Origin of the sequence: Candidatus Angelobacter sp., assembly GCA_035607015.1 — a bacterium.
Classification (GTDB): domain Bacteria; phylum Verrucomicrobiota; class Verrucomicrobiia; order Limisphaerales; family AV2; genus AV2.
This window is the reverse complement of record DATNDF010000462.1, coordinates 1-9,789: the sequence shown is the minus strand read 5'-3', so window position 1 is coordinate 9,789 and position 9,789 is coordinate 1. Positions and strand designations below refer to the sequence as shown.

The following is a 9,789-nucleotide window of genomic DNA, read 5'->3' as shown; positions in this document are numbered from 1 at the left end:
CATCACGCGGAAACTCGCGGTCTTTGGACCGGGCATTGAAGTGAGAATTTTTTTCAACCCGGCGCTCGCCGGCGCAAAACGACGGTTGAACCCGACCATCACGCTACCCTTGCTCTGCGCGTAAGCCTCGTCGATTTCGTGTAATTCCTTTTGCGAAAGGCAAAGCGGTTTCTCGACGAAAACATGACGATCATCGATGAGCGCTCGTTTGACCATTGAGCCGTGGAGGTGGTGACGAGTGGCGATGAGCACGGCGGGAGAAACGCCCGATTCCGGCGCGGGGCGCGGTGAACCGGAGTTCCGCACTTCGAAAATCTCGGCTGCGTCCGTCGCTGCGCGATGGAAACCGAACCTGGTCTTGACGTGGTTCGCACTGAGCGCGGTCTGGTTGACCACGGTGCCCAGCGCGATTTTTCCCTTCAAATGTGGCAGGAGCATGGTGCGCGCGAAATTGCCGGCGCCCACCACGTCCACATACTCAACCGGCGCGCCTGTTTTCCCATCCCGGCTTTCGAATTTCGGATTGGCCGGCACCTCAAACGACCCGCACGTCTCGGCGGTCCGCGTTCCGCATTCCGCGTTTTCGTATTCCAGCACCACGCCGACATCCTTCGCTCCTTCCTGCGTCAAATCCTGATAAACCGACAGTGCTTCCCTGAACGGCACCCGGCGGGTCGTCATCGCGCCGAGATCGATTTGCCCTTTGGACATCAGGTCGAGGCAGGCCTGAAAATTACGCTGCTCAGTCCAGCGAACGTAGCCAATCGGATAATCCGTACCCCCCCATTCGTAGCTTGGATCGTAGCGGCCCGGCCCGTAGGATCGCGAGTAACGGACCTCTATTTCTTTTTCGTAAAACGTCTTCCACGCAAGGTCGGCCCGGGTATTGCCGACAATCACAAAGCGCGCCCGGTCGCGAACCGCTTCCGCAGCCTGTTCGATGGGTGTGTTGCTCTGGGTTGCGGTGCATATCATGGCTGCATCCACGCCGTAGCCTTCCGTCCACACACTCACTTCGTCCGACAGCTTTTGTTCGACCGGAATGACGACTTTTTCCGCTCCCATCGCCTGGCAGAACCGGCGCCGCGACGCCATCAAATCCACCGCCATCACGCGTGCGCCGGCCAGCTTCAACAAATTCGTCACGAGCAGACCGATCAACCCCTGTCCCATCACAAGCACCCGGTCGCCCAGTTGCGGTTCGAGTTGACGGACAGCCTGCATCGCGACCGCACAAAGTGTGGTGTAGGCGGCCTGCCAGTTCTCGACGCCGGACGGCACCGGCGCAACAAGGAAGTCCGGTAACGCGAGGTACTCGGCGTGAAATGCGCACTCCGCGCCGGCGCATGCGACCCGGTCGCCGACGCGAAAGCGCGTATTGAGGGGATCGACTGCTGCAACAATTCCAGCAGCGCTGTAGCCGAGTGGAGTGGGTGATCGGAGACGATTGCGCACTTTTTCAAACGCGGCTTTCCAGCCCAGATTCCTTGCCATCTCAAGCACCTTGCGGACCTGATCCGGCCGCGCACGGGCTTTTTGAAGCAGATTCATTTGTGCCTGCTCAACCTTCATTTTCTCGGTGCCGATGCTGATGACCGAGTGCGTGGTGCGAACCAGCACACCGCAAGGCGGCGGCACGGGCATGGGTACCTCCTGTAACTCCAATCGCCCGTCCTGATATTGCGCGATCTGCTTCACGATGAGTTGTAAGACACTACTTCACGCCGTTGGGTTCACCGCGTGCAAGTGTCGAGTTCCCGTTTATCCCGCATTCCTGTGCTTGACGCTACAACATTTTGTGTGATATGAGCCGGGCACCACAGTATCCGGTGGCTGGTCTTATGCGTTGTCCGAAATGCGGTCGGCAGGATGATAAAGTCATTGATTCGCGCGCGTCTCGCGAAGGTTCGGTCATCCGACGCCGGCGCGAATGCCTGAGTTGCAGCCATCGCTTCACGACCTACGAGGAGATCGAGCATCAAGGTTTGATGATCGTCAAGCGGGACGGCCGACGCGAGGAATTCACCAAGGAAAAACTTCTCTCAGGTGTCCGCAAAGCCTGCCAAAAGCGCCCCGTCAGCCCCAAGATTATTGAAGACCTCGTGGAAAGAATCGTCGACGAAATCACGGACAAATACGAACGCGAAGTGCCGAGCATGGCCATCGGCGAGCGCGTGATGGAAGGGCTGCGCGAAATTGACGAGGTGGCTTACGTCCGCTTTGCCAGCGTCTATCGGCAGTTCCAGGAGGCTACTGATTTCGTTCAGGCCGTCAAAAAACTGGAGGAGCAATCATGATTCAACTGCACCCCGACTGCTTGATCTTTCAGACCACCAGTGGCGAAGCCATCCCTTGCTCGGCGGAACTGGTCACGGTCGAGTTGATGGGCGACACGGCGGACCTGCTCGATCCGGAAATTGTCCGGAACGCCGCGCGCGCCGTGCTCCATTATTTTAAGGTCGAGAAGGGAAAGACGTTTGTCTCCGTCGGCGAGTTTTCCGAGGCACTGGCCAGCGTGTTGCGCGGGTTCGGATTGGTGGTCAAACAGGCTGCAGCTGAAACGCCCCGGCGAATCACAGACTCCGACTTGCGTCAGCTGGCCTGCGAATCCGGCAAAGGGTTCGAGTTGGCCTTCTTTCCCAAGCTGCGCGATGAGCTGCGCCAGCAACTCAATCAGGCGCCGCAGATCGTCCGCTTCACCGGATTGCGGAGCTGTGTCAAACAATTGTCAGGCGCGCGCCGTTGGACCGGCCGCTGTCAGCGGCTCAATGATCAGATCGTGGAATTTCTCCGCCATTGCCTCACCGCCGAACAACACGTGGAGAATTGCTCGCTGCTGGTCGTTTGAACGCGGTCAGTGCGCGATACGCACCGTGTAAAGATTACAGTTTACCGCCGGCGTCCACGCGTTACGCTTCAAGGTCCAAACCATGAGCAAGACCCTTTTCGAGAAAATCATCACCCGCGAGATCCCGGCCGATATCATTTACGAAGATGATCTCGTGCTCGCTTTCCGCGACATCAAACCCCAAGCGCCGATGCACGTCCTGATTGTCCCGAAGAAACCGATTCCCCGCGTCGCCGAAGCCACGGCGGAGGATCACCTGGTCCTCGGTCATCTGTTGCTCAAGGCGGCCGAACTGGCGGCAAGACTCGATTTGAAGAATGGTTTCAGGCTCGTGATCAACAACGGTCCGGACGGCGGCGAATCAGTTCCTCATTTACACTGCCACCTCCTTGGCGGCCGCCAGATGGCGTGGCCGCCCGGATGAATTTCATACCGCAAGCGGCCTCGGCACTCGTCCGGCTATGTCTTTTTCGCATTCATCGCCTGCCACAGCATCCAGGTGATCTCCTCGTAGAAGGCGTTCTTGCTCGGATACTCGAAGACCGGCCCCGAACCTTCAGGCACAAAATAGGCGCCCCGGTTCACCATCGCTTGCGGCGCAAATTTCATCACATCCCGCGCCAGCAAAGCGAAGTTTTCCATCAGTCCGGGCCGCTTCCGGTCACCGAGATAATCGAACCGGAATCGGCCGGCCTCGACTTGAAATCGCATGACCGCGCCGCTTAGCAGCAGCTCGAGGAGTAACTTCGACGCCTGTCGCTCGCGCGAAACGTATTCGGGCGCTGGATCGTTCACAACTCCGCGACGCGGCAGGAAAGGCGACCAGGAAGTCACCTCCGCCTGTAACAGGGACGGCGTGGGCGTCACTTTTTCCTGCTCGAACACGGTCAGGAGCACACTGCCCGCCGCGACCAACATGATCTGGTCCCATCGCACAGAAAATTGCCGGCCGATCGCATCGTGAACCACGAGCCCTTCGGTCAGGCAATCCAGCTGCCGGACGAATTTGATGGGCGGCAACTGCGGAAGGTCGCTCTGCAAAACGACAGCTGTGTCAATGTCCTCGGCGCCCAAGGCGGCCTGCAACGCCATCGCGTCTTCAACCGTCAGGTTCTTCACCAGGATCCCAAACGCGTCCTTGGCCAGCGTGTGCGCGTCCGATTCCGTCAGGCATTTCACGGAATGAAACGCACGCTTGAGTTTCTCCACGCCCGGAACCTCAAGGCTGCGCTGCAATACAACGAACCGATTGGCGGCGTCGGTCATAGAAGCCGCTGCAAGGTGGCGCCAAGCCGCGCAATTCCCTTGAGGATGTCCGCTTCCGTCGCGTTGCCGAAGCTCAGGCGCATCTCGTGGTCCGGCCGGCGGCGTGTTGGGTCGGCGGCGTAGCAAAGCTGGCCGGGCACATAAAGGACATCGTGCTTCAACGCGCTTTGAAATAGTTTCGAATTCACGCCCGACTTCACGGATCGGGGCAGGCGTGCCCAGACGTAAAGTCCTCCGCGCGGCTTGTTCCAGGAAATCACGGCGGGAAAGTATTCGCGCATGGCATCGGTCATCACCGCCGCCTTGCGCGCGTAACCGCGTTGCAATTCCGGCAGGTGATTTTTGTAACGACACGACGCCAGCGCCCGGCTCAACAGATGTTGCAACAGGTTCGATGTCCCGAAGTCGTGGTTCCCTTTTACGCTGAGCACGACCGTAAACAACGATCCGGGGAGAATCCCAAAACCGACCCGCGCGCCGGTTGTGAACGGCTTGCTGTAGGTGCCCGCGTAAACGACGCGTCCATCCGCGCCCGGCAACGCGAGCGCTGAGCACACGTCGTCTCCCGCAAAACGCAATTCGCGATACGCGGCGTCTTCGAGCAGGTAAATCGGGTGCCCGGCGTCGCTCTCAAACCGTTTCAACAATTTCAACGCACGGGCCTTCTTCTCGAAACTGGTCGTGACGCTCGTCGGGTTTTGATGATAACTGACGAGGTAAAGCATTTTCACCCGCTTCAGCTCCCGACGGCTTTTCAGGGTTTCCAGTGTCTGCTCCAGATGCTCCAGATCAATCCCGTCTTCCTCCAGACGGACGCCACGACATCGCAGGCCGCGGCTCTGCGCGATGCTCAAAAAGACGAAATACGTCGGATCCTCGACCAGCACGATGTCGCCCGAATCGCACAAACATTCGGTCACCAGATAGAGCAGTTGCTGCGAACCATTGGTGATGACCGTTCGTCCCGGAGAGTACGGCGCTTTGGCGCCAGTACGCCGAAAGGATTTCGCTCCCGAGGCCACGGCGTCCAGTTCCTGCAGCCGCTCCGCCGTCAGCCGGCGCAACTCGGGGTCGCCCGCCGTCGAACCGTACTGCAACGCCGCGCGCGCGCGCTTGCGTGACCCAAGTATCTCGTTCAACAATCCGCGAGTCTCCCGGGCAGGCAGCGATTCCGTGTCGGTGAACCCGGCGGCCAGTGAAATCAGGCGCGGATGGTCGAGCGCCAGCTTCATCAACCACGAGATCGGCGGCGCTTCAGTGCGCCGGCCCATGTTTGAAAGCGCGGACAATTTCATTCAGTCGCCGGGAATATAATGATGCGTCCCGCGGATTTCCATCCTCTATCGTCCGGCTTGCGGAGTTTTTTCCGGAACGGCCGACGAGGTGCTTTCGATTTGCGCCAAAAAATTGTTCAATCCTTCGATATAACGCGTTCGTTCGCCTTCAAGAAAGCGATTGTGTTCGCCGCCGACCTCCCAAAATATTTTCGGCTCGTTCGCCGCCGCAAAATTCTTCTCGGCATGATGAAAACCAATCAGGCGATCCCCGCGGCTGTGTATGACAAGCACCGGCACCCTGACGCGCGGCAGTTTGCCGCGCGTGTCATATTTGATTGTGCCCGGCCAGAACGCCGACAGCCAGGGAAACAACTCGCGCCCCAGGTCTGTGACACTTGTGTAAGTGCTTTGAAGAATCAGTCCACCGAGCGCCTCGCGCAACGCCAGTTCGCTGGCGATGCCGCCGCCGAGCGATTCGCCGAGCGCGATTATATTCGCCGCCGCAAAGCCCTTTTGCCTCAACCATTGGTACGCCGCCTGCGCGTCGAGATAAGTGCCTTCCTCGTCCGGCCGGCCCTCGCTGCGACCGTAACCGCGATAGTCGAAAATGAAAACAGCTGCGCCCGTCTCCAACAGCGCCGCCACATGATCGAGCCGGTGACTGATGTTCCCAGCGTTGCCATGACAAAGCAGATAGACAAAATGCTTTCGCGGAGAGCGTGTGTCGGCGGGAAAAAACCAGCCGTTTAGTCTGACAGCGTCCGCCGTTTGAAAACAAACATCCTCGAACGGGCGTCCGAGTTCACTCCCGTTTGTCTCCAGGGCGTGATCGGGCTGATAAACCTGACGATGTTCAAACCAGCGCAGCACAAGGTAGATGACAAACAACTCGATGAGCAGGCAAACTCATTTTTATACCCTGGTTTTTCAGATCGGTCGGCGGTGATTGTGCCACGTACGAATAAAAATCTCCAGTTCGGGGCATGGAGGGAAAGCTTCAGCAACGCGGTTCTACGAATTCAACACAGCCACAAAGCGTAGTTCTCCCCAGCCGATCTCCCTCGGATCGTAACCCTGCCGGACGAGTTGGTCGAAGATGCGCTTGAATCCTTTGAAGTGAAGCTCCGACTTGAGCACCGCTTCATTGAAACTGGGAATCGCGACAAAAGCGCTCGCCACCGGGTCCGCCCGCCACCCGCAATCGCGCAGCATCTCAAGCAATTCTTCAGCGCTGTAATACGGCCACAGGGTCGCGGAGGCCATTTCCGAGAACAGACGGCTCTCCGGCGAGTTGTCCCGCAGACAGGGGTAGATGCCGACAAGCCTGCCGCCCGGCCGAAGCGGAGGGCCAGCGAGATTGAATAGCATCGCTGGTTCGAGCAGTTCAACCACCGCGCCTGCCAGCACCACCGCGTCGTATTTGCCCGTCTCCCCGCCAGACTCATGCGCACTTGCGGCCTGCACCAGTCGCAACGCGGATTCCGGCGTGGACCAGTCCAGCCAATCGCGTCCGGCAATCTGAGCGTTCACGTACTCGCGCTGCCTCACGAGGTCTTCGGGCGACCAGCGGACCTGCGCGTCGCGCAGATAACTCTCCAGAAATTCCACGCGCCCGGCCAAAGAAATCGGCGACACGACCGGATCATACCCTGTGAAGGGCGGGAGTCCAGAATCACGCGTTATGGATCCCGTTCCATTTCGTTCCTGTCGTGCTGGAAGGACGACCGAGGGTCTCGAGCCAGAATGAGTCTTTGCCTTCGGGGAAGCGGCGCCGACTCTCCCGCTTGTGGTTATCCCTGGCGCCAGAATTGCCCGCTTGATTTGGCGCAGGCCGTCTCCATGATGAACAAACCAATTGAACAGGTCAGACTCATTGATTCCCCGGATTCTGCCCGGTCCCCGGACGGCAACCAACGCCGCGCACTCCGGGCCATGCTCGCGGGCCGGGTTCAGAAAAGCGAAGAACGCCGTGAATTTAATCGCCCGAATCAAGTCCATAGTGTCCATGATTCAATCGCCGTTTTGTTCCGCAAGTCTCGCCGCGGCTGCCTGTGTCTTTTTCGCAAACCTGGCGTCTGCCGCTGACAATCCGCCGGTACCGTCCGGGCCGCAAACCGACGGCCCGTTCCGCAAGGTCATTCTCGATTCCGACCAGCAGATCAATGGCAAGTGGGCCGACACGTTGAAGGACCCGATGGAGCTGGCCGTGGCATCGGACGGCCGCGTGTTCTACGCGCAGCGCGACGGCACCATCAAAATGTGGAAACCGGGCACCAAGACCACGGTGATCATCGCGAAGATTCCCGTATTCGCGGGTCTCGAAGAAGGAATGCTCGGCATCACGCTCGATCCGGATTTCGCAAAAAACGGCTGGGTTTATCTGAACCATTCGCTGCCGGAAACGACCCGGGATGCGCGCGGAAAGGCCGGCATCATCCGTGTGTCGCGCTACACGCTTGCGGGTGATTCGCTCGATCTGGGTTCCGAGAAAAAGATTCTCGACACGGCAGTGCAACGCGAGGAGTGCTGCCACGTCGGCGGTTCGCTGGCCTTCGATTCGCAGGGGAACCTCTACGTTTCAGTCGGCGACAACACAAATCCGTTCGGATCCGATGGTTACTCGCCGACGGACGAGCGTCCAGGCCGGTCGCCCTGGGACGCGCAGAAATCGGCCGCCAACCCCAACGACCTGCGCGGCAAGATCAACCGCATTCACCCCGAACCAGACGGCACCTACACGATCCCGAAAGGAAATCTTTTTCCGCCCGGCACGCCCGTCACGCGTCCGGAGATTTACGTGATGGGCTGCCGCAATCCGTTCCGCATCTCGATCGACAAAAAGAACGGCCACCTCTACTGGGGCGAAGTCGGACCGGACGCCGGCGGTCCGAATCCGAAACGAGGTCCGGCAGGCTTCGATGAAGTGAACCAGGCGCGGGCAGCGGGCAATTTCGGCTGGCCGTACTTCGTTGCCGACAACAAGGCGTATGTGAAATATGATTTTGCGGCGGGAGTTTCCGGGACGCCCTTCAATCCGTTTCACCCGGTGAACAATTCGCCGAACAACACCGGCGCCCACAACCTGCCGCCGACGCAGCCCGCATTCATTTATTATCCCGGCGGGCCTTCCACGCGGTTTCCGGTGGTCAACGGTGGCGGCGGGCGGACGGCGATGGCCGGGCCGGTTTACTATTTCGATGCGAACCTGAGATCGGAGCACAAACTGCCCCGGGAATTCGACCACACGTTGTTCATTTACGAATGGTCGCGCAACTGGATCATCGCTGTCCACCTCGACGCGGAGGATCACATTGCAAAGATGGAGCGGGTGTGCAATCACATGACCTTTAAACGGCCCATGGACATGGAACTTGGGCCGGACGGCTGCCTCTACCTCATTGAATACGGGACCGCCTGGGGGAACAATCTCGACTCCCAGATCATCCGCCTCGAATACACGGCTCCGCAGACGTAGAACAGGCATCGTGGCTGCTTTTCGACGATTTGAAAGCCGGCTGTTCGCCGGTTTTCGCGATGCCGTTGACACATATGTGGCGGGTGACTAAATGTCTGCGAATGCAGCTGGTTGCGCTCCAGGGCGTGAATCAGAACCGCGTCCTCATTCTTGCCACCCTTTGCGCTTCGTTGTGGCTCGGCGCCACACCGGTGAACGCCGTTTTGGTTTATTCCACGGGCGATCCAAACCACAACACAACCGCGCCGACAGGCAGTCTGGCCAACAGTGGCTGGCAATTCGAGGGCATCTGGGGAAGTTTTTTGGGCACGCCCATAGCGCCAAAGTATTTTCTCACCGCAGAACACATCGGTGGCTCGGTCGGCGATATTTTTACGTTCAATGGAGTGCAATACACGACCACCGCGGTCTATGACGACCCGAGCAGCGATCTGCGCATCTGGCGCGTCTGCGGAACGTTTCCGACCTTCGCGCAGATTTACACGAATTCCGACGAACAGGGCCGAGGCCTCGTCGTCATCGGACGCGGCACGCAGCGCGGCGGCGAAGTAACAACGACGAATTTTCTTGGCACGGTTAAAACCAACGGCTGGTTCTGGGGCCCGAGCGATGGCGTTGAGCGTTGGGGAACGAACGTGGTCGCCAACAGCAGTTTCGATGGCGACGGCGTGCTTGGCAGTGGATTGGGTCAACTTCTTCAGACCACGTTCGACGAGACGGGCGGGCCCGATGAATGTCATCTTTCGGTCGGCGACTCCGCCGGCGGCGTATTCATCAAAGACGGCGCGGTGTGGAAACTGGCGGGCATTAACTACGCCGTTGACGGGCCGTACAACACCTCGAATACGAACGGAGATACGAATGCCTTTAACGCGGCGATTTTTGACGGGTCGGGTTTATATGAAAAAAACATCGGTGGTGCG

The 9,789-nt window shown here is 59.0% G+C and carries 10 protein-coding genes; 5 read left to right on the top strand and 5 right to left on the bottom strand.

Annotation, left to right across the window (positions count from 1 at the left end; genetic code table 11):
• Positions 1–1,698: zinc-binding dehydrogenase (locus VN887_18620; GenBank protein HXT42030.1), on the bottom strand; the 1,698-nt coding region annotated here is incomplete at its 3' end.
• Positions 1,699–1,805: 107 nt separating this feature from the next.
• Between VN887_18620 and nrdR the strand changes: the two genes are divergently transcribed.
• From nrdR to VN887_18605, 3 genes are all read left to right on the top strand, one after another.
• Entirely contained in the window at positions 1,806–2,297 is a 492-nt protein-coding gene (gene nrdR, locus VN887_18615; protein ID HXT42029.1) for a transcriptional regulator NrdR, read from the top strand.
• On the top strand, positions 2,294–2,848 hold the full coding sequence (locus VN887_18610) for a hypothetical protein (protein HXT42028.1): 555 nt from the start codon (positions 2,294–2,296) through the stop codon (positions 2,846–2,848). The genes nrdR and VN887_18610 overlap by 4 nt, the downstream gene beginning before the upstream one ends.
• A gap of 82 nt (positions 2,849–2,930) precedes the next feature.
• Positions 2,931–3,272, top strand: a complete 342-nt coding sequence (locus VN887_18605; GenBank protein HXT42027.1) for a histidine triad nucleotide-binding protein — start codon at positions 2,931–2,933, stop codon at positions 3,270–3,272.
• A 35-nt stretch (positions 3,273–3,307) separates the two neighbouring features.
• Here VN887_18605 and VN887_18600 read toward each other — a convergent pair whose 3' ends face one another.
• The 4 genes from VN887_18600 to VN887_18585 form a co-directional block, all read right to left on the bottom strand.
• Entirely contained in the window at positions 3,308–4,114 is an 807-nt protein-coding gene (locus VN887_18600; protein ID HXT42026.1) for a hypothetical protein, read from the bottom strand.
• A complete protein-coding gene (locus tag VN887_18595; GenBank protein ID HXT42025.1) occupies positions 4,111–5,409 on the bottom strand; it encodes a PLP-dependent aminotransferase family protein in 1,299 nt (432 codons plus the stop codon). The genes VN887_18600 and VN887_18595 overlap by 4 nt, the downstream gene beginning before the upstream one ends.
• A gap of 45 nt (positions 5,410–5,454) precedes the next feature.
• A complete protein-coding gene (locus tag VN887_18590; GenBank protein HXT42024.1) occupies positions 5,455–6,279 on the bottom strand; it encodes an alpha/beta hydrolase in 825 nt (274 codons plus the stop codon).
• Between the two features lie 123 nt (positions 6,280–6,402).
• Positions 6,403–7,026 (bottom strand): hypothetical protein, encoded by a 624-nt coding sequence (locus VN887_18585; GenBank protein ID HXT42023.1) that lies wholly within the window; start codon positions 7,024–7,026, stop codon positions 6,403–6,405.
• A 334-nt stretch (positions 7,027–7,360) separates the two neighbouring features.
• Between VN887_18585 and VN887_18580 the strand changes: the two genes are divergently transcribed.
• Together VN887_18580 and VN887_18575 are read left to right on the top strand one after the other, a co-directional pair.
• A complete protein-coding gene (locus tag VN887_18580) occupies positions 7,361–8,866 on the top strand; it encodes a PQQ-dependent sugar dehydrogenase (protein HXT42022.1) in 1,506 nt (501 codons plus the stop codon).
• Between the two features lie 101 nt (positions 8,867–8,967).
• On the top strand, positions 8,968–9,789 hold an 822-nt coding region (locus tag VN887_18575), incomplete at its 3' end, for a hypothetical protein (GenBank protein HXT42021.1).